At 64.8% G+C, this 21,490-nt stretch carries 25 protein-coding genes; 5 read left to right on the plus strand and 20 right to left on the minus strand.

Annotation, left to right across the window (positions count from 1 at the left end):
* Positions 1-121: 121 nt before the first annotated feature.
* From K0P03_RS08395 to K0P03_RS08420, 6 genes are all read right to left on the minus strand, one after another.
* Complete coding sequence (locus tag K0P03_RS08395; protein ID WP_050743919.1) at positions 122-1,327, minus strand: multidrug effflux MFS transporter; 1,206 nt, start codon at positions 1,325-1,327, stop codon at positions 122-124.
* 129 nt (positions 1,328-1,456) lie between these two features.
* On the minus strand, positions 1,457-1,792 hold the full coding sequence (gene grxD, locus K0P03_RS08400; protein ID WP_023516233.1) for a Grx4 family monothiol glutaredoxin: 336 nt from the start codon (positions 1,790-1,792) through the stop codon (positions 1,457-1,459).
* 163 nt (positions 1,793-1,955) lie between these two features.
* On the minus strand, positions 1,956-2,216 hold the full coding sequence (locus K0P03_RS08405; RefSeq protein WP_023516234.1) for a hypothetical protein: 261 nt from the start codon (positions 2,214-2,216) through the stop codon (positions 1,956-1,958).
* A gap of 9 nt (positions 2,217-2,225) precedes the next feature.
* The gene (locus tag K0P03_RS08410) at positions 2,226-2,459 is read right to left on the minus strand and encodes a BolA/IbaG family iron-sulfur metabolism protein (RefSeq protein ID WP_023516235.1); all 234 of its coding nucleotides are present in this window, start codon (positions 2,457-2,459) and stop codon (positions 2,226-2,228) included.
* Positions 2,460-2,477: 18 nt separating this feature from the next.
* On the minus strand, positions 2,478-4,715 hold the full coding sequence (gene purL, locus K0P03_RS08415; RefSeq protein ID WP_272789352.1) for a phosphoribosylformylglycinamidine synthase subunit PurL: 2,238 nt from the start codon (positions 4,713-4,715) through the stop codon (positions 2,478-2,480).
* 105 nt (positions 4,716-4,820) lie between these two features.
* Positions 4,821-6,239 (minus strand): aminotransferase-like domain-containing protein, encoded by a 1,419-nt coding sequence (locus K0P03_RS08420; protein ID WP_050743921.1) that lies wholly within the window; start codon positions 6,237-6,239, stop codon positions 4,821-4,823.
* A 95-nt stretch (positions 6,240-6,334) separates the two neighbouring features.
* Between K0P03_RS08420 and K0P03_RS08425 the strand changes: the two genes are divergently transcribed.
* The gene (locus K0P03_RS08425) at positions 6,335-6,550 is read left to right on the plus strand and encodes a DUF1127 domain-containing protein (RefSeq protein WP_023516238.1); all 216 of its coding nucleotides are present in this window, start codon (positions 6,335-6,337) and stop codon (positions 6,548-6,550) included.
* A gap of 13 nt (positions 6,551-6,563) precedes the next feature.
* Here K0P03_RS08425 and K0P03_RS08430 read toward each other — a convergent pair whose 3' ends face one another.
* From K0P03_RS08430 to purC, 5 genes are all read right to left on the minus strand, one after another.
* The gene (locus tag K0P03_RS08430) at positions 6,564-6,956 is read right to left on the minus strand and encodes a hypothetical protein (RefSeq protein WP_023516239.1); all 393 of its coding nucleotides are present in this window, start codon (positions 6,954-6,956) and stop codon (positions 6,564-6,566) included.
* Positions 6,957-7,131: 175 nt separating this feature from the next.
* Positions 7,132-7,803, minus strand: coding sequence for a phosphoribosylformylglycinamidine synthase subunit PurQ (gene purQ, locus K0P03_RS08435; RefSeq protein WP_023516240.1), 672 nt, complete (start codon positions 7,801-7,803; stop codon positions 7,132-7,134).
* Positions 7,800-8,060, minus strand: coding sequence for a hypothetical protein (locus K0P03_RS08440; RefSeq protein ID WP_272789353.1), 261 nt, complete (start codon positions 8,058-8,060; stop codon positions 7,800-7,802). Before K0P03_RS08440 ends, purQ begins: the two co-directional genes overlap by 4 nt.
* Positions 8,061-8,075: 15 nt before the next feature.
* Entirely contained in the window at positions 8,076-8,318 is a 243-nt protein-coding gene (purS, locus tag K0P03_RS08445) for a phosphoribosylformylglycinamidine synthase subunit PurS (protein WP_023517061.1), read from the minus strand.
* A 28-nt stretch (positions 8,319-8,346) separates the two neighbouring features.
* Positions 8,347-9,111 carry a phosphoribosylaminoimidazolesuccinocarboxamide synthase gene (gene purC, locus K0P03_RS08450; RefSeq protein ID WP_024271230.1) on the minus strand — a complete coding sequence of 255 codons (765 nt, stop codon included), beginning with the start codon at positions 9,109-9,111 and terminating at the stop codon, positions 8,347-8,349.
* Between the two features lie 226 nt (positions 9,112-9,337).
* On the opposite strand from purC, the gene K0P03_RS08455 reads away from it, so the two are divergent.
* On the plus strand, positions 9,338-9,658 hold the full coding sequence (locus tag K0P03_RS08455; protein WP_023516477.1) for a DUF1476 domain-containing protein: 321 nt from the start codon (positions 9,338-9,340) through the stop codon (positions 9,656-9,658).
* Between the two features lie 67 nt (positions 9,659-9,725).
* Here K0P03_RS08455 and K0P03_RS08460 read toward each other — a convergent pair whose 3' ends face one another.
* Entirely contained in the window at positions 9,726-12,314 is a 2,589-nt protein-coding gene (locus tag K0P03_RS08460) for a sensor domain-containing protein (protein ID WP_272789354.1), read from the minus strand.
* Positions 12,315-12,432: 118 nt separating this feature from the next.
* The gene (locus K0P03_RS08465) at positions 12,433-12,993 is read right to left on the minus strand and encodes an RBBP9/YdeN family alpha/beta hydrolase (protein WP_023516479.1); all 561 of its coding nucleotides are present in this window, start codon (positions 12,991-12,993) and stop codon (positions 12,433-12,435) included.
* Positions 12,994-13,162: 169 nt separating this feature from the next.
* Here K0P03_RS08465 and K0P03_RS08470 point away from each other — a divergent pair, with 169 nt between their 5' ends.
* Entirely contained in the window at positions 13,163-13,966 is an 804-nt protein-coding gene (locus K0P03_RS08470) for a DUF2189 domain-containing protein (protein ID WP_272789355.1), read from the plus strand.
* Between the two features lie 98 nt (positions 13,967-14,064).
* Here K0P03_RS08470 and K0P03_RS08475 read toward each other — a convergent pair whose 3' ends face one another.
* From K0P03_RS08475 to K0P03_RS08505, 7 genes are all read right to left on the minus strand, one after another.
* On the minus strand, positions 14,065-14,301 hold the full coding sequence (locus K0P03_RS08475) for a hypothetical protein (protein ID WP_272789356.1): 237 nt from the start codon (positions 14,299-14,301) through the stop codon (positions 14,065-14,067).
* Positions 14,302-14,402: 101 nt separating this feature from the next.
* Complete coding sequence (gene purB / locus K0P03_RS08480) at positions 14,403-15,710, minus strand: adenylosuccinate lyase (RefSeq protein WP_023516395.1); 1,308 nt, start codon at positions 15,708-15,710, stop codon at positions 14,403-14,405.
* Positions 15,711-15,774: 64 nt separating this feature from the next.
* Positions 15,775-16,305, minus strand: coding sequence for a hypothetical protein (locus tag K0P03_RS08485; protein WP_272789357.1), 531 nt, complete (start codon positions 16,303-16,305; stop codon positions 15,775-15,777).
* A gap of 2 nt (positions 16,306-16,307) precedes the next feature.
* Positions 16,308-17,042 (minus strand): DUF2259 domain-containing protein, encoded by a 735-nt coding sequence (locus K0P03_RS08490; RefSeq protein WP_130515995.1) that lies wholly within the window; start codon positions 17,040-17,042, stop codon positions 16,308-16,310.
* The gene (rpe, locus tag K0P03_RS08495; protein WP_023516398.1) at positions 17,039-17,716 is read right to left on the minus strand and encodes a ribulose-phosphate 3-epimerase; all 678 of its coding nucleotides are present in this window, start codon (positions 17,714-17,716) and stop codon (positions 17,039-17,041) included. The genes K0P03_RS08490 and rpe overlap by 4 nt, the downstream gene beginning before the upstream one ends.
* Before the next feature lie 69 nt (positions 17,717-17,785).
* Positions 17,786-18,790 (minus strand): P1 family peptidase, encoded by a 1,005-nt coding sequence (locus K0P03_RS08500; protein ID WP_272789358.1) that lies wholly within the window; start codon positions 18,788-18,790, stop codon positions 17,786-17,788.
* Positions 18,787-19,863, minus strand: coding sequence for an ABC transporter substrate-binding protein (locus K0P03_RS08505; RefSeq protein ID WP_443020538.1), 1,077 nt, complete (start codon positions 19,861-19,863; stop codon positions 18,787-18,789). Before K0P03_RS08505 ends, K0P03_RS08500 begins: the two co-directional genes overlap by 4 nt.
* Before the next feature lie 187 nt (positions 19,864-20,050).
* Here K0P03_RS08505 and K0P03_RS08510 point away from each other — a divergent pair, with 187 nt between their 5' ends.
* Together K0P03_RS08510 and K0P03_RS08515 are read left to right on the plus strand one after the other, a co-directional pair.
* Positions 20,051-20,533, plus strand: a complete 483-nt coding sequence (locus K0P03_RS08510) for a flavin reductase family protein (protein WP_081870678.1) — start codon at positions 20,051-20,053, stop codon at positions 20,531-20,533.
* A 78-nt stretch (positions 20,534-20,611) separates the two neighbouring features.
* A complete protein-coding gene (locus K0P03_RS08515) occupies positions 20,612-21,487 on the plus strand; it encodes an AAA family ATPase (protein WP_443020575.1) in 876 nt (291 codons plus the stop codon).
* The last annotated feature ends 3 nt before the right edge of the window (positions 21,488-21,490 follow it).

A 21,490-nucleotide genomic window follows, 5' to 3' on the forward strand; every position in this document is an offset into this window, starting at 1 on the left:
TCATTCCAGCAAAAAGGCCCGGTTGCGTCCGCAGCCGGGCCTTTTCTCTATCCCTGTCCTTTCTCCCTTGTCATCCTTGGGGCGAGCCCGACGATGGCGGAAGGAAGCAGGGTGTTCCCTGTCAAACCGGCTTGTTGTGCGGCTGGAACAGCTTTCCGTGCTCGGCGATCAAGACGAAGATCAGGCCGATGATCGACAGCACGAAGAAGCCCATGACCAGCGGCAGGGCCGTGCCATTGAAGGCCTGGCCGATGATGGCGCCCAAAATCGTGCCGCCGGCGGTGCCCATGAAGCCGAGCACCGAGGAGGCCGTGCCGGCGACATGGCCGAGGGGTTCCATGGCGAGCGAGTTGAAGTTGGAGCCGATCCAGCCGAACTGGAACATCGACAGTGCGAAGAGCACGATGAAGATGGCGAACGGCAGGTGCGGCGTCCAGACGAGCGTCAGGAGCAGCCACAGCGTGTTGACGCCGAGGAAGCCCACCAGCGCACCATGCGACAGGCGCCGCATGCCGAACTTGCCGACGAGCCGCGCATTGACGAAGGACGACAGCGCCATGAAGGCGGCGACGCCGGCAAAGGCGACCGGGAACCAGACGCCGAGCCCGTAGATGCCGACATAGATCTGTTGCGCCGAGTTGATGAAGCCGAACAGGGCGCCGAAGATGAAGGTGCTGGCGAGCGTGTAGCAGAGTGCGACGCGGTTCGTCAGAACGATGCGGAAACCGTCGAGGACCGAACGCACCGTGAAGGGACGCACGTCCTCGGGATGCAGGGTTTCCGGCAGGCGGAAATACATCCATGCCCAGATGACGGCCGCCATGACCGCCATGAAGACGAAGATGAGGTGCCATTCGCCGAACAGCATGACGACCTGGCCGGTGCCCGGCGCCAGTACCGGAACGACCATGAACACCATCATGATCAGCGACATGACCTCCGCCATCGCGCGCCCGCCGAAAATGTCGCGGACGATCGAGATGGTGATGACGCGCATGGCGGCCGAACCGATGCCCTGGATGACGCGCAGCGCCAGAAGCGCGGCAAAGCTCGGTACGAGAATCGCGGCGAGCGACGAGACGATGTAGATGGCCAGACCGATGAACATGGGAATGCGCCGGCCGAACCGGTCGGAGATCGGCCCGTAGACCAGCTGCGCGAAGGCGAAGCCGATCAGGTAGGCGGAAATGACATATTGCCGATGGTTCTCATTCTCGACGCCGAGGCTGGCGCCGATCTCCTGCAGACCGGGCAGCATGATGTCGATGGCGAGCGCGTTGAGCGCCATGAGAAGCGCCATGAGCGCAATGAATTCTATCTTGCCCATGCCATTCAGGCGCTGGGAAGCTTCGGGGGAAAGTCCAGACATAATCACATTAATCCATGAAAGAGATAAGGCGCCGCTGGGGTGCGGCGCCTTTGAAAAGCTCGGGGTCTTCGGAAAGACCGTAAAGCGTCAGGCAGCGCCCTTGATCGAAATACCCTGTTCCTGAAGGTGAGACTGCAGCTCGCCCGACTGGAACATTTCGCGCACGATGTCGCAACCGCCGATGAACTCACCCTTCACATAGAGCTGCGGGATGGTCGGCCAGTTGGAATAGTCCTTGATGCCCTGGCGGATGTCGGCGTCGGCAAGCACGTTGATGCCCTTGTAGCCCACGCCCACGTAGTCGAGGATCTGCACGACCTGACCGGAGAACCCACACTGCGGGAATTCCGGTGTGCCCTTCAGGAACAGGACGACGTCGTTCGTCTTCACTTCGTTTTCGATGAAATCGTGGATGCCACTCATAGCCGTATTCCCTAGCAAATCGGCTTCAAGGGCCGATGCGATGAACCATTCGCCCTAGATAACAATCTCGTGTGACAAATGCCAGAAGCCCCGCCACAAAAAACGTGCGGGGCTCCCTTAGCATTTCTACGGTGTTGCGCGTTCGCCGCGCCCGGTCGTCCGGTCAGCGGCTGCGCTGGCGGCTGCGGCTTGCCGCCGTCCGGCGGCGGCTCACCTGTTTGCGCGGGCGCCTGGCCGGCTTCTTTTCCGGTTTCAGCGCGGCTTCGATGATGTCACCGAGGAGCCCGCCGGACGCCTTCTTGCGCGTCGTCGTCTTGCGGCGCGTGCGCCGGGTCGAGGCCTTGCGCACGCCGGTCTTCTTCAGCACCTCCTTGAGGGCTGCATCGACCACACCGCTGACGAGTTCCTTGATGAGATCGGCCATGGGCGGATTTTACTCCGGGATCGAGGTCTGGAGGGCGAGGGCGTGCAGGATGCCGCCCATATTGCCCTTCAGCGCATCGTAGACCATCTGGTGCTGCTGCACGCGGGTCTTGCCGCGGAAGGCTTCCGCGACGACTTCGGCGGCGTAGTGATCGCCGTCGCCAGCAAGATCGCGGATGACCACCTTTGCTCCGGGAATGCCGGATTTGATCATGTCTTCGATATCGCCGGGTGACATAGGCATGTGCGCTTCCCCTTACTGTTATTCTGCGGCGGCAGCGGCGTTGCCGTTGCCATCCATGAAGTCAGGGAACCACGATTCATGGGTGTCGCGCAATTGCTCAATCGGCAGCGACAGGAGACCGTCCACCACGAGGGCATCGCCACCGACCGTGCCGAGGCGACGGAACGGTACGCCGGCACCTTCCGCATTGGCGCACAGGAAGCCCGCAAGATCGGCCGGGACGGCGAGCACGTAGCGTGCCTGGTCTTCGCCGAAGAGCAGGGCATGGGCTGGGCCGTTCGCCGCGGAAAGATCGACCGTTGCGCCCTTGCCGGAGGCCATCGCCATCTCTGCAAGCGCGACAGCGAGGCCGCCGGAGGAGATGTCGTGGCAGGCGGTGACCTGGCCGTTGCGGATGGCCGAGCGCACGAAATCGCCGTTGCGGCGCTCGGCGTGGAGATCGACTTCCGGTGCCGGGCCGTCGACGAGGCCGGCTACGTCGCGCAGATAGACGGACTGGCCGAGATGGCTGCCGTCGACACCGATCAGAACGAGCTGGTCGCCGTCCTTCGCGCCGCCGATCTTGGCCATGACCGACCAGTCGGGCAGGAGGCCGACGCCGGCGATGGTCGGGGTCGGCAGGATCGCGACGCCGTTCGTCTCGTTGTAGAGCGAGACGTTGCCGGAGACGATCGGGAAGTCCAGCGCCCGGCAGGCTTCGCCGATGCCCTGGATGGCCTTGACGAACTGGCCCATGATCTCGGGCTTTTCCGGATTGCCGAAGTTCAGGTTGTCGGTCGAGGCGAGTGGCTCGGCGCCGGTCGCCGTGATGTTGCGCCAGCATTCCGCGACGGCCTGCTTGCCACCCTCGAACGGGTCGGCCTCGACATAGCGCGGCGTGACGTCGGAGGAGAAGGCGAGGGCCTTGCTGGCATGGCCTTCCACGCGCACGACGCCGGCATCGCCGCCGGGGATCTGCAGCGAATTGCCCTGGATCAGCGTATCGTACTGCTCGTAGACCCAGCGGCGGCTCGACTGGTTCGGCGAACCGACGAGCTTCAATACCGCCTCGCCATAGTTGGCGGGTTCGGCGACAAGGTTCGCCGGCAGCGGCGCGGGCTTGCCCGGCTCGCGCCAGGGGCGGTCGTATTCCGGGGCCTGGTCGCCGAGATCCTTGATCGGCAGGTTGGCGACTTCCTCGCCCTGGTGCAGGATGCGGAAGCGCAGGTCGTCCGTCGTGTAGCCGACGATGGCGAAGTCGAGGCCCCACTTGACGAAGATCGCCTTGGCGACCTCCTCCTTGGCGGGTTCGAGAACCATGAGCATGCGCTCCTGGCTTTCCGACAGCATCATCTCGTAGGCGGTCATCTGCTCTTCGCGCACCGGCACGAGATCGAGGTTCAACTCGATGCCGAGGTCGCCCTTGGCGCCCATTTCGACGGCGGAGCAGGTGAGGCCGGCGGCCCCCATGTCCTGGATGGCGATAACGGCGCCGGTCTGCATCAGTTCGAGGCAGGCCTCCAGCAGGCACTTTTCGGTGAAGGGGTCGCCGACCTGCACGGTTGGGCGCTTCTCCTCGATCGACTCGTCGAATTCGGCCGATGCCATGGTCGCGCCGCCGACGCCGTCACGGCCGGTCTTGGCGCCGAGATAGACGACGGGCAGGCCGACGCCCTTGGCTTCCGAAAGGAAGATCGCGTTGGACTTGGCAAGGCCGGCGGCAAAGGCATTGACGAGGATGTTGCCGTTGTAGCGCGGATCGAATTCCACTTCGCCGCCGACGGTCGGCACGCCGAAGGAATTGCCGTAGCCGCCGACGCCGGCGACGACGCCGGAAACGAGGTGGCGGGTCTTCGGATGATCCGGCGCGCCGAAGCGCAGCGCGTTCATCGCCGCGACCGGCCGCGCGCCCATGGTGAAGACGTCGCGCAGAATGCCGCCGACGCCCGTCGCCGCGCCCTGGTAGGGCTCGATATAGGACGGGTGGTTGTGGCTCTCCATCTTGAAGACGACGCAGTCGCCGTCGTCGATATCGACCACGCCAGCATTTTCGCCCGGCCCCTGGATGACGCGTGGCCCCTTGGTCGGCAGCGTGCGCAGCCAGCGCTTGGAGGACTTGTACGAGCAGTGCTCGTTCCACATGGCCGAGAAGATGCCGAGTTCGGTGAAGGTCGGCTCGCGGCCGATCAGCGAGAGGATGCGGTCGTATTCATCCGGCTTCAGCCCGTGGGCGGCAATCAGCTCCGGGGTGATCGGGCGGGTGTTCGAAATGGTCATCGTCGCTCGTCTTGTCGTGGAGGGCAGGATTGCGGTCTCTTTAACCTATGCTGCCTTGCAGCGCGACAGGAAAATGACCCCGATCACAGCCGAAACGGCGCGTTTTCAGGCCGGACTGTCATAGCCCGTCGGGCCATGGGCGATGAGCCGGCGCAGCCGCTGGAGGCCGGCAACGACATCCGCGCGGCTGTCCGGCGAGGAGAGGCCGATGCGTACCCGGTAGAACGTCCTCTCCGAGCGGCCGGCCTTGAACTCGTCCTCGTCGTCGATGAGGATGTCCTCGGCGAATGCCGCCTGGCGGAACGTGCCCGACAGCCACGGGTCCGGCAGCTTCAGCCAGAGGAAGGGAACGCGCGGATGCGAATTGAAATCGAGCCCCGCGAAGATTTCTCGCGCATGCGCCTCTCGGGCCTCGACCTCAGCGGAAACCTTCGTGCGGATGGCATCCGCCATGCCTGAAAGCACCAGACGGGCGCCGAGTTCGGCAAGCAGGTAGGGCAGGCCGCCGCTGACCATCTTGTGGGCGATGCGCACGCGCTGGGCAAGGTGCGGCGGGCAGGCGATCCAGCCGCCGCGCACCCCGGCCGCAACGCTCTTCGACAGGCCGCCGACGAGGAAGGTCCGGTCGGGGGCAATTTCCGCCAGAAGCGGAATGCCGGCGTCGACCGTGCCGCCATAAAGATTGTCCTCGATGAGGAAGACATTGTGCCGACGGGCGATGGCGGCGATGGCGCGGCGGCGCTCCTCCGGCATGATGCTCAGCGTCGGGTTCTGGCCGGATGTCATGAGGAAGGCGAGTTTCGGGTGCTGCTGCACACAGACCCGCTCGAAATCCTCCGGGATCACGCCATGGGCATCCGATTCGACCAGCACCGTCTGGCGGCCGATGAGGGCGGTGCCGCGGCTCACCTGCGAATAGGTGACGTGCTCGAAGACGATGCGGTCGCCGGGGGCGGTGATGACCGAGACGGCGGCGATGACGGCAGCGTGGGCGCCGAGCGTCGGCACGATGCTTTCGATCGCCGGCTGCCAGTCGTCCCGCTTCAGCCAGCGCTTCCCGGCCTCCAGCCATTGCACCGGAAAATTGCGGGTGTAGCTGGCGATCTCGTTCGGCTGCTCCCGGCAGATGTCTGTGAGCATGTCGGTGACGACGCCCGACTGGCCGACATCGGTGGCGGCCGTCGTGTCGAAGCGCAGCTTGCCGGGCGGTGCATTCGCCGCGCGGGTGCCCACCAGCTTCGCGCTGACCGGATCGACGGCGGCCGGGTCGTTGTCCTGCGCCGAGCCCAGCACATAGGTGCCGCGCCCGACCTCGCCACTGACGAGGCCGCGCTCGCGCACCATGGTATAGGCACGGCTGACGGTGCCGATGGTGACGCCGATGTCATAGGCGAGGTTGCGCTGCGGCGGCAGCTTGCTGCCGGAGGCGAGCATGCCGGTGCTGATCGCCTGCTCGATCTGGTCGGCAATGCGCACATAGAGCGGGCCATCGGAGGCCTGCAGGTCGGGAAGCCAATTTGTCATGGTGCCAATTCTTAGATTGCACCGCGTGGAGAGTCAATTATTTCCTGAATGCACCGCTTGCTGTGAAGGCTTGTGAAGCCTCAGGAGAAATGATTATGGCAATTGATACAATCTTCGTCGAGGAGGCGTGCAATCGACCCGCCGGCCTGCGCGCATTGCTGCATCACGCCTGGTGCGCTTGCCATGCCTGGAGCATCACGCGGCGCACGCGCCACGCGCTGGTCGAGATGACGGACGAACAGCTTCGCGACATCGGCGTCAGCCGTGCCGAAGCAACGCGGGAAATCCGCAAGTCGATCTATTGGGATTGAAGGGAGGCTGCGGTCAGCAGCCCTTGCCGCCGCCGGCCCAGCGCTTGACGTCGGTGGCGATGCGGGCGCCGGCAGCCTCGCCCATCAGCGGGCCGAAAGCGTCGAGCTTCGCCGGATTGCCTTCCGCCTGCACGACGAGCAGCGGGCGCGCTTCCGGCGAATTGCGATGGACGACGAGGATGCGCGGGCGGCCGGAAAAGGAGTTCAGCTCCGGCGCAAGGCGATAGGCCTTGAAGGCGGGGTCGCCCGACTTGAACCAGCAGCTGTTGGCGCCGAGCGCGACACGCTCCATGGTCGGCAAGGCCGCGCCGTTGACCTTCGGTGCGGGTGCCTTCGCCTGGCAGGCCACAAGACCTGCGGCGGCGAGAAGCGGCAGGAGGAACTTTGCGGCGAGGAGAGAGCGCATGGAAGGCCTTTCGGGGATGGACACGCGCCCTTGATAGCAACAGGGCGTTAAGAGAGCCTGACGAAACGGTCGGAAGCACCGGGAACGCGTCATCCGAGCGAATCCCTGGAATCGGCATGAACCCGCGGGCCGGCAGATCGCAATCACTCCCGGCCCAAAGGTTTTTCGAGGCGTCTCAAGCCGCGATGACGTCGAGCACCGAGGCGAAGAGGCCGCGGCCGTCGGAACCGCCATGGGCGGCTTCGATGAGGTTTTCCGGGTGCGGCATCAGGCCGAGCACGTTGCCCTTCGCGTTCATCACGCCGGCAATGTCGTTGATCGAGCCGTTCGGATTGGTGCCTTCCGCATAGCGGAACACGACCTGGCCATTGCCTTCGACGGCGGCCAGCGTCTCGGCGTCGGCGAAATAGTTGCCGTCGTGATGGGCGACCGGGCAGCGGATGACCTGACCCTTGTCGTAGGCGCGGGTGAAGTCGGTCTCGGCATTGACCACCTCCAGCTTCACTTCGCGGCAGACGAATTTCAGCGAGGCATTGCGCATCAGCGCGCCGGGCAGCAGGCCGGATTCGAGCAGGATCTGGAAGCCGTTGCAGACGCCCAGCACCTTCACGCCGGCCTCGGCCTTGGCCTTGATCGCCTGCATGACCGGCATGCGGGCGGCAATCGCGCCGCAACGCAGATAGTCGCCGTAGGAGAAGCCCCCCGGGATGACGATCAGGTCGACATCCGGCAGTTCCGTTTCCGTCTGCCAGACGGTGACCGGCGCCTGGCCGGAGATCTTGGTCAGCGCCGCGATCATGTCGCGGTCACGATTGAGGCCGGGAAGTTGGACGACGGCGGACTTCATGGGTGTGGTTCAAACCTTGCCTGGGCCTCGGCGAGTTCACGCAGTTCGAGGCGGTTTTCGATACGGTCGAGGCGTGTCAATACCTGTGCCATGCTGCCGTGCAGGTTGTTGATGTCCCCTTGCATGACATACATGTGATTTCGCAGACTTACGATATCCTGCCGCATATCTCTCTGGCCGTCCTTAAGCGTGACAAGGTCGGACTGGATACGCTTCATAAGCTCGTACATCAGTCCCTGAGAGATATCCGTCACCATCGTCTCCTTCAACCGTCAGGCGAGGGCGATAGTATAGTTCTCGATTACCGTGTTGGCCAGCAGCTTGTCGCACATGGCCTTGAGGTCGGCCTCGGCCTTGGCGCGGTCGGCGGTCGCGAGCTCCAGGTCGAAGACCTTGCCCTGGCGGACCTGGCCGACGCCGTCGAAGCCGAGGCTGCCGAGGGCGCCTTCGATCGCCTTGCCCTGCGGGTCCAAAACACCATTCTTGAGCGTAACCGTTACGCGTGCCTTGATCATGTCTGTCTGTCCATCCTTGGGAGGCGTGTTACTTCACCAGAACCGGGCCGGTGCCGCGCACGGGCTCGTTCTCGTTGATGATGCCGAGGCGGCGGGCCACTTCCTGATAGGCTTCGACCAGGCCGCCCATGTCGCGGCGGAAGCGGTCCTTGTCCATCTTCTCCTGGGTGGCGATGTCCCAGAGGCGGCAGCTGTCGGGCGAGATCTCGTCGGCGATGATGATGCGCATCATGTCGCCTTCATAGAGACGGCCGCACTCGATCTTGAAATCGACGAGCTGGATGCCGACACCGAGGAAGAGGCCGGAGAGGAAGTCGTTGACGCGGATGGCGAGCGCCATGATGTCGTCGAGTTCCTGGGGGCTTGCCCAGCCGAAAGCGGTGATGTGCTCCTCGGAGACCATCGGGTCTTCGAGCGCATCGGCCTTGAAATAGAACTCGATGATCGAGCGCGGCAGCACGGTGCCTTCTTCGATGCCGAGGCGCTTGGACAGCGAGCCGGCGGCGACGTTGCGCACGACCACCTCAAGCGGGATGATCTCGACTTCCTTGATCAGCTGCTCGCGCATGTTGAGCCGGCGGATGAAGTGCGTCGGGATGCCCATCTTGTTGAGCTGGGTGAAGATGTACTCGGAAATCCGGTTGTTCAGCACACCCTTTCCGTCGATGATATCGTGCTTCTTCTTGTTGAAGGCGGTCGCATCATCCTTGAAGAACTGGATCAGCGTGCCCGGCTCGGGACCCTCGTACAGGATCTTGGCCTTGCCCTCGTAGATACGGCGGCGACGGTTCATGGATTTTGTCTCTGTTGTTGGCGCGTTTGGGCCCGCGCAGGTGTCGTTCGTTTGCGCTCCCATAAACGAAATGCCGCACTTTAACAATCGCTGTCGCTGTCGATCCCCCGTTTTCCGGCCTTTGCGGGAAGCCGGCGCGGTCACGAAAGTTCGCATTGCACTTTTGCCGTCGTTTTGATTTATGGGCGGGGAGCCTAACGGGTTAAAGAATCTACGGGAGTCATCGATGACGAACATGCAGGATCGGGAAAAGGCCTTCGAGGCCAAGTTCGCGCTGGACGAGGAGCTGCGCTTCAGGGCCGAAGCGCGCCGCAACAAGCTGGTCGGCCTGTGGGCCGCCGGCCTGCTTGGCAAGACCGACGGCGAGGCGGACGCCTATGCCAAGGAAGTCGTTGCCGCCGATTTCGAGGAAGTCGGCCACGAGGACGTCGTGCGCAAGGTTAAGGCCGATTTCGATGCTGCCGGCATTGCCCGCAGCGAAGACGAAATCCGCGTCCAGATGATCGAGCTCCTGGCCGTCGCCATCGCGCAGCTCGAAGTGGGCTGATCGGCGCTCTGCCGCGATACCATGTTTCGAAAAGCCGTCCGGTACTGCCGGGCGGCTTTTTTCGATTCTAGCGGGTGACGGCCCTGCGGACCTCGCTCTGGAGGTCGCGTACGGTGCCGCCCTGGTTGCGCCATTCCTGGCGGCGCACGAAATCGGGAATGGCCGCGGCCGGCATGGGTCTGGCGAGCGCATAGCCCTGCAGGATGTCGCAGCCGAGATCGCGCATAATGGCGACATGGGCTGGCGTCTCCACGCCTTCGGCGACGACTTCGATGTTCAGCGAGCGGCCGATCTCGACGATGGTGCCGACGAGCTTGCGCTGGCCGGGGGAGCGGCTGACCGGCTTGACGAGCTGCCGGTCGATCTTCAGCCGGCGCGGCGAGAGCTTCATCAGGCTGATGATCGAGGCGTGGCCGGTGCCGAAATCGTCGATCTCGATGTCGATGCCGAGTTTGCGCATCTCGGCGAGGTTTTCCAGCACGGTGCGGTCGCAATCGTCGAGGAAGATCGATTCCAGGAGTTCGAAGGAAAGGGACTTCGGACGGATGGCGAGCGTATGCAGCGAGCGTGCGAGTTCCGGGTCGTGCAGGCGCTTGGAGGAGACATTGACCGAGATCTTTTCGATGCCGAGGTCGAGCGCCTGCCAGTCGGCATAGTCGCCAAGCGACTTTTCCAGCACGATCCGGTCGATCATCGCCACGCAGTCGAGATCCTCGGCGATCTTCAGGAAGGTGTCGGGGGCGAGGATGCCGCGGGTCGGGTGGTCCCAGCGCGCCAGCGTCTCGACACCGACGACGTCGAGCGTACGGGCGCAGAACTGCGGCTGGTAATAGGGCAGGAAACGCTGCTGCTCGATGCCGGTGAGGATTTCGTCGGCCGTCTGCTTGTTGACGATGATCTGCGCCTGGAAGTCGCTGGTGAAGAACTCGTGCCGGCTGCGTCCGCGGTTCTTGGCGCGATAGAGCGCGAGGTCGGCATTGACGAGAAGCTGTTTGGCGTCGATGCCGGCGCCCGACTGGCTGGCGATGCCGACGCTGGCACCGAAGCGGCAGATGTGGCCGTTGAAGGTGACGGGCTTGCGCATCGCCGCGACGATCGCCTCGGCGAGCAAGGCAAGGTTGCGCCCGGCAGAGCCAGCGGACAGGAAGACGAACTCGTCGCCGCCGATGCGGGCGACGAAGTCATCGGGACCTTTCAGTTCATTCAGCACGCCGGCGGCGTGCACGAGCATCTGGTCGCCGGCAAGGTGCCCCAGCGTATCGTTGATTTCCTTGAAGCGGTCGAGATCGATATGCAGCACGGCAAGGCGGCTGCCGGTCTGCTGTGCCTGCCGCGCGGCAGCCTCGATGGTGGTATCGAGATAGCGGCGGTTCGGCAGGCCGGTCAGGTGATCGTGCAGGGCGGTGTATTCGATGCGTGCCCGGGCGGCTTCCAGTTCCGCGTTGCGCGCCTCTGCCAGGTCCTTGGCATGTTGCAGCTCCTCCTGCAGCCGCATGTCGTCCGTGACGTCCCAGTTCACGCCGATGAGGCGTGGTGCGCCGGCGATGTCGACATAGGGGGCCGCACGGCTGCGGATGTGACGGATTTCGCCGTCGCCGCGGATGATGCGGAACTCGTTGGCGAAATCCTGGCTCCGGGTGAGATTGTCGTTGACCTTTGCCTTTGCTTTCGACTGATCCTGCGGATGAAGCGTCCGTTCCCACGTGCCGGCGTCCGGCTTTTCCGTAACGCCGTACATCTCGATCATGCGGTCGTCCCAGCGGACCTCGCCGGTCTGCAGGTTGACGTCGAAGACGCCAATGCGCGAGACGCCGAGCGCCAGTTCCAGGCGCCGCGACATCTGGGCGAGGCGTTCTTCGGCTTCCTTGCGCTCGGTTATGTCCGTGTCCGTGCCGGCGATGCGGGTCGGCTTGCCGTCAGCCCCGTAGTCGACGACGGCACCGCGGCTCTCGATCCAGACCCAATGGCCGTTCTTGTGGCGCTCGCGATAGGAGAACATGTTGAACGGCGTCTCGCCGGTCTCCTGCTTGTGGATTTCCTCCAGGACATGCGCCCGGTCGTCGGGATGCACGCACTGGAGCCATCCCTCCAGCGAGGCATCGATGGGTTCATCCGGCCGGAGGCCACGGATCGCCCGCCATTGGCGGGAATAGAAGAGGTCGCCGCGGGCGAAATCGTGGTCCCAGACGCCCTGACCAGCGGATTCGAGCGCATGGTTCCAGCGGCTTTCGCGCTCCGCCAACTCGAGCGCATTGCGCTTGCGCTCGTCGATGTCAGTGGTCTGGACGATGAGGGCGGGCGCCAGCGGCTCGCCGGGCAGAACAGGCGCTTCGACGAAGGACGCGAGGACCCAGAATTCGGCGCCATCCGGCCGCTGCAACCGGATCTCCCACGGTGTCTGCTCGGCAAGGCTCGGGCGCATCGCAAAGGTGATGACGGCGCGGTCCCTTGGCGAGACGCAGTCGGGGAAGGGCGGTAGCCGGGAGGGAGAAGAGACGCCGAAGGCTCGCAAGAACGTCCCGTTTGCGTCGAGGATGCGTCCTTCGGAATCGAGAGCGGCAAAGCCGAATCCGGACCGTGCGAAAAGCCGGCGATAAAACGGCTCACGCTCCGTTTCATGCACGGCAATGGAGGTCGAACCGGATGGTTTGGCCATGAAACGCGGCGCCTGCTTGGAACTCAACAGGATCAGCGTGCCGGATTTCTATGAAATTCCTCTTAATGGTGTACCGGAGGCACACACCACGCGGGGGTGTACGCCACTTGGGCGCTTATTAGTCGGGCGCCTTGAGGCGGCTCAAGAACTGGGCGAATACCATCGTGCCTTCCGGCCACGGGCCATGCCCGGACTCCGTGTTGATATGCCCGGCCTCGCCCGCATCGAGCAGCATCGAGCCCCAGGCGGCAGCGATGTCGTCGGCATGCTCGTAGGTGCCGAAGGGATCGTTCCGGCTCGCCACGACGAGCGAGGGGAAGACGAGCGGCTCGCGCGGATAGGGGCCGAAGGTCATCAGGTGTTTCGGCCGGATACCGTCATTGGCGACATCGGGCGGCGCCACGAGAAAGGCGCCGGCGACCTTGTTGCCAAGATGTGGCGCGGCATGGATCGCCGCCGCCACGCCCAGCGAATGGGCGACGAGCACGACGGGCTTGCTGGCGGCCGCGACCTCGTCGATCACGCGCTGCACCCAGTCCTCGCGCACGGGCTTGGACCATTCGGCCTGCTCGACGCGCCGCGCCGAGCCGAGCTTGGACTGCCAGCGGCTCTGCCAGTGCTCGGGTCCGGAATTGGTGTATCCGGGGACGATGAGGATTTCTGCTTCTGAGGCTTTCATGCGCCGGCATGTGCGTTCACGAAGTGCTGAAGTCAAGGGGGAGGGACAAATCATCGCTGCGGGTGTATGATTCCACCCCTTCAATGCCAATCACGGCCCGTCGTGCTGGCGGACGATTGCCCTCCACGCGCGTGCCGAGACGGTCTCGAACCGGCAAGGAGGAATTGTCATGACGACATTTCATGTGATGGCAGGCCACGACGCGATGGTGGCGCACCCGGCGATCCGGCGGATCGGCATGTCCGATGTGATGGATGCGCTTCGCCTCGGCTTCGACGATTTTCGCGCCAAGCCGTCCCACTACGTCTTTCTCAGCCTCATCTATCCGATCGCGGGCGTGGTGCTCGTCACCTGGAGCTCCGGCGCCAACATGCTGCCGCTGATCTTTCCGCTGGTGGCCGGTTTCGCACTGCTCGGCCCGTTCTTCGCGATCGGCCTCTATGAGATCAGCCGGCGGCGCGAGCGGGGCATGGACACCTCCTGGCGCCATGCGCTGGAGGTGCGCAACTCGCCGGCCCTGCCATCCATCCTCGCCGTCGGCGCCATGCTGATGTCGCTGTTCATCGCCTGGCTGGTCTTTGCGCAGGTGCTCTATACCAGCCTGTTCGGGCCGGAACCGCCGCAGTCGCTGGCCCTGTTCCTTGCCTCGGTCTTCGGCTCGGAGAACGGGTTGCTGCTGGTGCTCGCCGGCAATGCAATCGGTTTCTGCTTCGCGCTCGTGGTGCTGGCGACGACCGTGATCGCCTTTCCCATGCTGCTCGACCGGGACGTCGGCGCCGTGGCGGCGATCGAGACCTCTCTGCGCGCCACATTGGTGAACCCGGTGCCGATCGCCTGCTGGGGCCTGATCGTTGCCGCGCTGCTGATCGTCGGCTCCATCCCGGTCTTCGTCGGCCTTGCCGTGATCATGCCGATCCTCGGCCATGCCACCTGGCATCTCTATCGCAAGATCGTCGTTAACGAGCGACGCTGACGCGGTTTTTTGCGGGCGGCACGCGCCGGGAGGAGAGTGCAAGGCCGCCCGTCAGAGGGGAGCGATGGCGCCATTGGCGCCATCGCTGTTTCCGGCGGTCATTTGGTCAGCGGATAGCATTTGTCGGTGGAAAACACGCCGTCCTTGAAGCCGATCTGGCAAATGACGACCGTGTCGTCCTTCTCCAGAAAGACCGCATAACTTTCGGCGATCGGCGATACGTTGATGATGTCGTAGCCGGCGGTCAGAAGGTCGATGACGGATTGCGGTGTTTGTGCTTGCGCCGTTCCGGCAAACAAGGCCACGGCGAGAAGCGCGGCAGCAGGAAACCTCATGTTCAGCCCCCAGGATGGCGTGCGTCATTGCACGCAAGGGAAGTCTAATACAGAGGGACCGGCCGGCGAAGAGGCTTCGCCGGCCGGCTTCGGCAAGACGGTTACACGGTGCCGAAAACGCGGCGGAAGATCGTGTCGACGTGCTTCGTGTGGTAGCCGAGATCGAATTTTTCGCGGATCTGCTCCTCCGAGAGCGCGGCGCGCACCTCGGCATCGGCCAGAAGCTCCTCCAGGAAATCCTTGCCCTGTTCCCAGACCTTCATCGCATTGCGCTGCACGAGGCGATAGGAATCCTCGCGCGAAACGCCGGCTTGCGTAAGGGCAAGCAGAACGCGCTGCGAGTGAACGAGGCCACGGAACTTGTTGAGATTCTTCAGCATATTGTCCGGGTAGATCACCAGCTTCTCGATGACGCCGGCAAGCCGGTTCAGCGCGAAGTCCAAGGTGATCGTCGTATCGGGGCCGATGCCGCGCTCGACGCTGGAGTGGGAAATGTCCCGCTCGTGCCAGAGCGCCACATTCTCCATGGCGGGGGTGACGGCCATGCGCACGAGACGGGCAAGGCCCGTCAGGTTTTCCGTCAGCACCGGGTTGCGCTTGTGCGGCATGGCGGACGAGCCCTTCTGGCCCGGCGAGAAGAACTCTTCCGCCTCCAGCACTTCCGTGCGCTGCATGTGGCGGATCTCGATGGCGACGTTCTCGATGGACGAGGCGATGACGCCGAGCGTGGCGAAGAACATGGCGTGGCGGTCGCGCGGGATGACCTGCGTGGAGACCGGCTCCGGCGTCAGGCCCAGCTTGGCGCAGACATGCTCCTCGACGCGCGGATCGATGTTGGCGAAGGTGCCGACGGCACCGGAGATCGCACCGGTAGCGATTTCCGCGCGGGCGGCAACGAGGCGGGCGCGGTTGCGGTCCATCTCGGCATAGAAGCGCGCGAGTGTCAGGCCCATCGTCGTCGGCTCGGCATGGATGCCATGGCTGCGGCCGATGCGGATCGTATCCTTGTGTTCGAAGGCGCGCGTCTTCAGCGCCGCAAGAACACGGTCCATGTCGGCGAGAAGGATGTCGGCGGCGCGCACGAGCTGGATGTTGAAGGTCGTGTCGAGCACGTCGGAGGAGGTCATGCCCTGGTGCACGAAGCGGCTGTCCGGGCCGACGAACTCGGCAAGGTGCGTCAGGAAGGCGATGACGTCATGCTTGGTGACGGCCTCGATCTCGTCGATGCGGGCGACATCGAATTCGGCCTTTCCGCCCTTCTCCCAGATCGTTTCGGCCGCCGATTTCGGGATGACGCCGAGCTCGGCGAGCGCATCGCAGGCATAGGCTTCGATTTCGAACCAGATGCGGAACTTCGTTTCGGGCGACCAGATGGCGACCATGTCCGGTCGGGAATAGCGAGGGATCATCGGCTCTAGGCTTTCCTTGGGAGGGTGGGAATTGCCGCCGCTTTAGCAAAGATGGCCGGCAAGCTCAACGTTTGGATCGGGAGAGCCACAGGCTGGCGCCTGCAACGACCGGCAATCCGACCGGCAGATAGAGGCTGAGGCCCATGACGAGAAACTGGTAGACTGCCCCGGCTATGGTGAAGACGAACTGGTAGAGCCAGATGCGCGTGCCGGGCGGGTGGTGCCATTGCGCGTAGAACAGCCGGTAGTCCAGGGCGAAGAAAAAGGCCGTCACGGCGATGGTGCCGAGGCTGAGCAGCGCGAAATGGGCGGCAAAACGGGTTTCGCACGGCCGGTGGCGGGTGAGGACACGGGCCACCGGCAGGGCGATGGGCCAAGCGGCAAGGCCTCCCGCGAAATAGATCGCGAGGATGCGCAGAAGCTGGAAGTTTTCCGCGCGGCCCTGCAGCGTCAGCGAGACAAAGGCACCGGCCGCCATCAGGGCGCCCCAGCCAAGGGCGCCGCCGAGAAGGACCGGCAACGGCGGGAAGATCGGCGCGGACGGTTTCAGCCTCGCAGCGCCCGTGTCATCCCGTGCCGCCGCGGCCAGCTCCACGATCAGGGCCGGAAGGGCACGGCGATCCAGCGGCCGTCGGCGCCCTCGAAACCGAAGCTGCGCACCAGAACGAGCGCGACGTGGACCGGGTCGCCATCGAGCGGATTGAAGGTGAGCGCGCCGGAAACCTGGTAGGAGAGCGGGCAGGCGCGGCTGTCGGGTATCCGCGTATCCTCGTGCACAACCGTGTCGGCCGTCTCGCCATCACGCTTGACGAGCTTCAGGCGAAACCCCTTGCCGCCGTCCGGCGTGATGTCGCGGCATTTGTCGGAAAGCGCCAGCGGGATTTCCTCCAGCGCAAGGGCGAAACTGCCGCCCGGCGTCGGTTCGACCGCATATTGCAGATATTCGATACGGTTGCGGTCGGCGCCGACTTCCCCCATCGGGTTGAAGGCGGCCAGAACGCCGGGATTGGAGAGCACCTTGTGCGTCTCGATCAGGGCCTTGGCCTTGTCGCGGCTTTGCGCGCGCACCGTGGCGATGTCGGCCGCCTCGTCGTCGATGCGCACGCGGATCGGTGTGCCCGAGAGATAGGCGTCCTTCGCCGTGTCGATGAAATAGACGTTGGAATAGGGAAAGCCGGAGCCGTCCTGGACGCCGAATTCCTCGAAGGCGTAGACTTTGCCGTCAGGCGAAAAGCCGAGCGACTGGAAGGTCGAGAAGTCGCCGGCGGTGGCCGCCGTCGCTGCCAGCAGGCAGGCTGCAAGCGCGCCTGCCGCTTTCCGGAAAATCGTCACGCCCGCGCTCCCTCCGCATTGCCGCGCAAAGTGTCGATGGTTTTGCGATAGGCGTCAACATGACCGCCGCTGAAGATGGCCGAGCCCGCGACGAAGACATTGGCGCCGGCAGCGGCCGGCATTGCGATCGTATCGACCGCAATGCCGCCGTCGACCTGGATGTCGATCGGCCGGTCGCCAACCATTTTCCGCACGCGGCGCAGCTTTTCCTGCATGGCGGGAATGAACTTCTGGCCGCCGAATCCGGGATTGACCGTCATCACGAGGATGAGGTCGATCTTGTCGAGCAGGTAGTCCAGCACGCTTTCCGATGTGGCCGGATTGATCGAAACGCCCGCACGCTTGCCGAGCGCGCGGATCGCCTGCAGCGAGCGGTCGAGATGGGGACCGGCCTCGGCATGCACGGTGATGCCGTCGCAGCCGGCCTTCGCGAAGGCTTCCAGATAGGGGTCGGCGGGTGCGATCATCAGGTGGCAGTCGAAGAAGGCGTCGGTGTGCGGGCGCAGCGCCTTGATGACGTCGGGGCCGAAGGAGATGTTCGGCACGAAATGGCCGTCCATGATGTCGAGGTGGATCCAGTCCGCCCCGGCCGCAACGACGTCGCGCACTTCCTGGCCGAGTTTCGCATAGTCGGCGGCGAGGATGGAGGGCGCGATCCGGATGGGAAGGGTCATGTCAGGCTCCGTGAGCAAGGAATTTTGGCGTCGCCATACCACTCCCCGCAGGGGCGAACAACGGTTGAATTACCGCAGGGCCCAGCTTGGCAGCGCGTCGCCGGGCATCGGCGTCGCATCGTGCACGCCGCGGGCGATGGCGCGCGCCATGGTGGCGGCAGCGGCGGCGCAGAGCGTGATGAAGTCCTCCGGTGCCGGCCGGCGGCCGCTCCCGCCGGTCGCAAGCGCGAAGACGAGGTCGCCGTCGAGCGGCGTATGGGCCGGCCAGAGGGCGCGGGCAAAACCGTCATGCGCGGCAATCGCCAGCCGCTTCGCCTCGGCCTTGGTAAGGATCGCATCGGTGGCGATGACGGCGATCGTCGTGTTCTCGGTGCCGGTCGGCCGCCGGGACAGCTTCGTGCGCGGCGTGCGGGCTTCGGGCGGGAAGGGGAAGGGCAGGCCGAGACCGCCGAATTCGTTCGCCTCCTCGAAGGGCGCTGCCCAGAAATGCCGCGTATCGCCGACGGTGGCGGAGCCGAGCGCATTGACCGCCACGAGCGCGCCGATCGTGAAGCCGCCCTCGACCACACTGGAGGCGGTGCCGAGCCCGCCCTTGTCGGTTGCCGTCAGCGCGCCGGTGCCGGCACCGACGCTACCGGTGGCAAAATCCGCTCCCGCCCCGGCAAGCGCCGCATAACCGAGTTCGCGATAGGGCGGGTAGCGCCCCCAATCCTTGTCGCCGCCGTTCATCAGGTCGAAGAGGATGGCGGCCGGGACGATCGGCACGCGGTGGGGGCCGACGGCAAAGCCGCGCCCCATTTCGCGAAGGCCGGCCTGAACGCCCGATGCCGCATCGAGCCCGAAGGCCGAGCCGCCGGACAGGACCAGCGCGTCGACGGTCTCGACGGTGTTGTGCGGCTCGAGGAGATCCGTCTCGCGCGTGCCCGGCGCGCCGCCCAGCACCTGCACGGCAGCCGTCGCCGGTTCGGTGCAGAGGACGACGGTGACGCCGGAACGAAGGCGATGATCCGTGGCGTTGCCGACCGCGAGCCCGGCGACGTCCGTCAAACGGTTGTTCGGGCCGGGCCGCATCATTCGCTCTCCGGCGCCGCCTCGGCCGGCACGAAGGCGCCGGCGTGCCAGACGAGCAGGCGATAGGGATTTTCGCGCAGTTCATGGTCGGCGCCGAAGGCGACCGTGCCGAGCGCCGTGGGGAAAGGCTCGCCGGAAAGCGCCGTTGCCAGATCACCCCCCCGGCTCGCTGCCGTCGCAAGGACGGTGACGGCGGCATGGGCCGGCAGCACGTAGCCTTCCGCAAAAATGTTCTTTTCCTTCATCGCCGCCGCGATGGCTTCGCCTTCCGGCAAGGCTTGGTAATCCGGCAGCGCGATTGCCTCGACGCCATCGGTCATCGGCACGAGCGGATCGGCGCCCAGAAGGGCTTCGCCGCCGATAAGCGTCAGCGCCACCTTTTCCGCCCTGGCATCACGCGCGATTACCGCGGTATCCGTCCGGTCGCCGCCGACGAAGACGCGGGTGACCCCCGTCTGGGCGAGGCGACGAACGAGGGTGAGCTGCTGTTCCTGTGCCGGGCGGTAGGTATCGACGAAGGCGGCCTTCATGCCGACCTCCTCCAGCCGCAGCCGGATCGTCTCGACCAGTTCGCGGGCATGGATCGTGCCGTCATCGATCAGCGCGAACGGCTCGGCCTTCCAATCCCTGACGATGACCTCCACCGCCTTGTCTGCCTCCGCCTTCGGCCCCGGGGCGAGGCGGAAGAGCGGCCATTTCTTCTTCAGCGCATCCTCCATGAGGATGCCCGAGCGCACGGAAAGCGTGATTGCCGGCACCTTCGCCTCGGCAAGGGCGGGCAGGGCGGCTGCAAGCCCCTCCGTGCAAAGAAAGCCGACAGCGGCGACAGCGTCTGCCGCAAGGATCGCCTTGCCGATCGCCGCGCCGTCGCTCTCGTCGCAGGCCTCGGGAATATCCACCACCGTGTCGCCGTTCGCCTGTGCGGCGAAGCGGGCGCCGTCGCGTACCTGCTGGCCGAGAATGGCGAGCGGTCCTTCCGTCGGCGCGACCACGGCAAAGGTGAGGCCTGCCGCTGCCGCGGGAGAGGCGGCAAGCACCGAGGCGCCGAGCAGGCAGGCTAGGAAAGCGGCTCTCATTCTCAATCCATCGATCACGATGACGCTCTTTGTAAGGAACGGGCCGGCAGCGTCAAAGAGAAATATCGATGCAGGGAGCGGCCTTGTCTCTGACGGGACAGGAAAATTCGAGAACGGGGCTTACATTTTTCTTCACTTTCGCCATGTATCACCTGTGGTGAAGGAGAATGCCGTGTTGGACAGATTGATGCTGGACCCGTCGCTCTACCGTGATGCGATGAGCCGCTATGCCGGCCATGTGCAGATCGTGACGACGGCACATGCGGGCGAAAAGCGCGGGGTGACGATCACCGCCGCCTGCTCGGTGTCGGACAGTCCGGCCATGGTGCTCGCCTGCGTCAACGCGTCCAATCCGAAGAACGCGATCTTTTCGAAGAGCGGCAATTTTGCGCTCAACACGCTCTCGGCCGGTCAGGTCGATCTTGCCAACGCTTTTTCCGGTCGGGATCCGTCGCTGACATCCGAGCAGCGCTTCGCCATGGGCAACTGGCAGGATCTGGTGACCGGTGCGCCCGTTCTGAAGGATGCGCTGGCCGCCTTCGATTGCCGGCTCGTCGAGCTCAAGGTCATGGCGACGCATATGGTGCTGATCGGCGAGGTGATGGGCGTCTCCTTCGGGGAGCCCGGACAGGCCCTTCTCTATATGGACCGGGGCTACCACACGCTATAAGTTCGTTCTTCCAGACGGAGGAATGGCGTGGCCTATCAGCGCGGAAACATACCGCAATCCATCGACGAAACCCTGGACATGCTGGCGACGGGCAACTATCTCGCCGGCCGGTCGCTGGCAACCGTGCTGTTTCTCGCGCTGCGCATGAAGCGACCGCTCTTCCTGGAGGGCGAGGCCGGCGTCGGCAAGACCGAGATCGCCAAGGTGCTCGCGGCCGCGCTTGACCGCCCGCTGATCCGCCTGCAATGCTACGAGGGTCTCGACATTTCCTCGGCGGTCTACGAGTGGAACTATCCGGCGCAGATGCTGGAGATCCGCCTTGCCGAAGCCGCCGGCACCACGGATCGCGGCCGCATCGAGGCCGATATCTTCTCCGGGCGCTATCTCATCCGCCGGCCTGTCCTGCAGGCGCTGTCCGCGCCGGATGGCCGGGCGCCGGTCTTCCTGATCGACGAGCTGGACCGCACAGACGAGGCCTTCGAGGCCTTCCTGCTCGAAGTGCTGTCCGATTTTCAGGTGACGGTGCCCGAGCTCGGCACCATCCGCGCCGCAGAGCCGCCCATCGTCATCATCACGACGAACCGCACCCGCGAGGTGCACGACGCGCTGAAGCGCCGCTGTCTCTACCACTGGGTCGATTATCCCGCCGCCGTGCAGGAGCTGGAGATCATCCGTCGCAAGGTGCCGGGCTGCAACGCGGCGCTTTCGCGCGAGGTCGTCGCCTATGTGCAGAAGCTGCGCGGGCTCGATCTCTTCAAGAATCCGGGCGTCGCCGAAACGATCGACTGGGCGACGGCGCTTACCGAGCTCGACCGTGTCGCGCTCGACCCGGAAACCGTGTCCGACACGCTCGGGACCCTGCTCAAATACCAGGACGATATCGCCCGCATCGAGGGCGCGGAGGGGCGCAGGCTGCTGGACGGCGTAAGGGCCGATCTGGCGGCGGCGAACTGAGCG

The organism is Shinella sp. HY16, from assembly GCF_028534175.1.
Classification (GTDB): Bacteria; Pseudomonadota; Alphaproteobacteria; order Rhizobiales; family Rhizobiaceae; genus Shinella.

Bases quoted from the DNA above. Each gene is read 5' to 3' on its own strand.
- purQ (WP_023516240.1), bottom strand. From the start codon at position 7,803: ATGAAGTCCGCCGTCGTCCAACTTCCCGGCCTCAATCGTGACCGCGAC.
- purB (WP_023516395.1), bottom strand. From the start codon at position 15,710: ATGATCCCTCGCTATTCCCGACCGGACATGGTCGCCATCTGGTCGCCC.
- K0P03_RS08470 (WP_272789355.1), top strand. From the start codon at position 13,163: ATGACGACATTTCATGTGATGGCAGGCCACGACGCGATGGTGGCGCAC.
- K0P03_RS08430 (WP_023516239.1), bottom strand. From the start codon at position 6,956: ATGCGCTCTCTCCTCGCCGCAAAGTTCCTCCTGCCGCTTCTCGCCGCC.
- K0P03_RS08405 (WP_023516234.1), bottom strand. From the start codon at position 2,216: ATGGCCGATCTCATCAAGGAACTCGTCAGCGGTGTGGTCGATGCAGCC.
- K0P03_RS08440 (WP_272789353.1), bottom strand. From the start codon at position 8,060: ATGGTGACGGATATCTCTCAGGGACTGATGTACGAGCTTATGAAGCGT.
- K0P03_RS08500 (WP_272789358.1), bottom strand. From the start codon at position 18,790: ATGATGCGGCCCGGCCCGAACAACCGTTTGACGGACGTCGCCGGGCTC.
- K0P03_RS08505 (WP_443020538.1), bottom strand. From the start codon at position 19,863: ATGAGAGCCGCTTTCCTAGCCTGCCTGCTCGGCGCCTCGGTGCTTGCC.
- purL (WP_272789352.1), bottom strand. From the start codon at position 4,715: ATGACCATTTCGAACACCCGCCCGATCACCCCGGAGCTGATTGCCGCC.
- K0P03_RS08510 (WP_081870678.1), top strand. From the start codon at position 20,051: ATGCTGGACCCGTCGCTCTACCGTGATGCGATGAGCCGCTATGCCGGC.
- K0P03_RS08395 (WP_050743919.1), bottom strand. From the start codon at position 1,327: ATGGGCAAGATAGAATTCATTGCGCTCATGGCGCTTCTCATGGCGCTC.
- purC (WP_024271230.1), bottom strand. From the start codon at position 9,111: ATGAACCGTCGCCGCCGTATCTACGAGGGCAAGGCCAAGATCCTGTAC.
- K0P03_RS08515 (WP_443020575.1), top strand. From the start codon at position 20,612: ATGCTGGCGACGGGCAACTATCTCGCCGGCCGGTCGCTGGCAACCGTG.
- purS (WP_023517061.1), bottom strand. From the start codon at position 8,318: ATGATCAAGGCACGCGTAACGGTTACGCTCAAGAATGGTGTTTTGGAC.
- grxD (WP_023516233.1), bottom strand. From the start codon at position 1,792: ATGAGTGGCATCCACGATTTCATCGAAAACGAAGTGAAGACGAACGAC.
- K0P03_RS08460 (WP_272789354.1), bottom strand. From the start codon at position 12,314: ATGGCCAAACCATCCGGTTCGACCTCCATTGCCGTGCATGAAACGGAG.
- K0P03_RS08420 (WP_050743921.1), bottom strand. From the start codon at position 6,239: ATGACAAATTGGCTTCCCGACCTGCAGGCCTCCGATGGCCCGCTCTAT.
- K0P03_RS08410 (WP_023516235.1), bottom strand. From the start codon at position 2,459: ATGCCTATGTCACCCGGCGATATCGAAGACATGATCAAATCCGGCATT.
- K0P03_RS08455 (WP_023516477.1), top strand. From the start codon at position 9,338: ATGACGAACATGCAGGATCGGGAAAAGGCCTTCGAGGCCAAGTTCGCG.
- K0P03_RS08465 (WP_023516479.1), bottom strand. From the start codon at position 12,993: ATGAAAGCCTCAGAAGCAGAAATCCTCATCGTCCCCGGATACACCAAT.
- K0P03_RS08475 (WP_272789356.1), bottom strand. From the start codon at position 14,301: ATGAGGTTTCCTGCTGCCGCGCTTCTCGCCGTGGCCTTGTTTGCCGGA.
- K0P03_RS08425 (WP_023516238.1), top strand. From the start codon at position 6,335: ATGGCAATTGATACAATCTTCGTCGAGGAGGCGTGCAATCGACCCGCC.
- rpe (WP_023516398.1), bottom strand. From the start codon at position 17,716: ATGACCCTTCCCATCCGGATCGCGCCCTCCATCCTCGCCGCCGACTAT.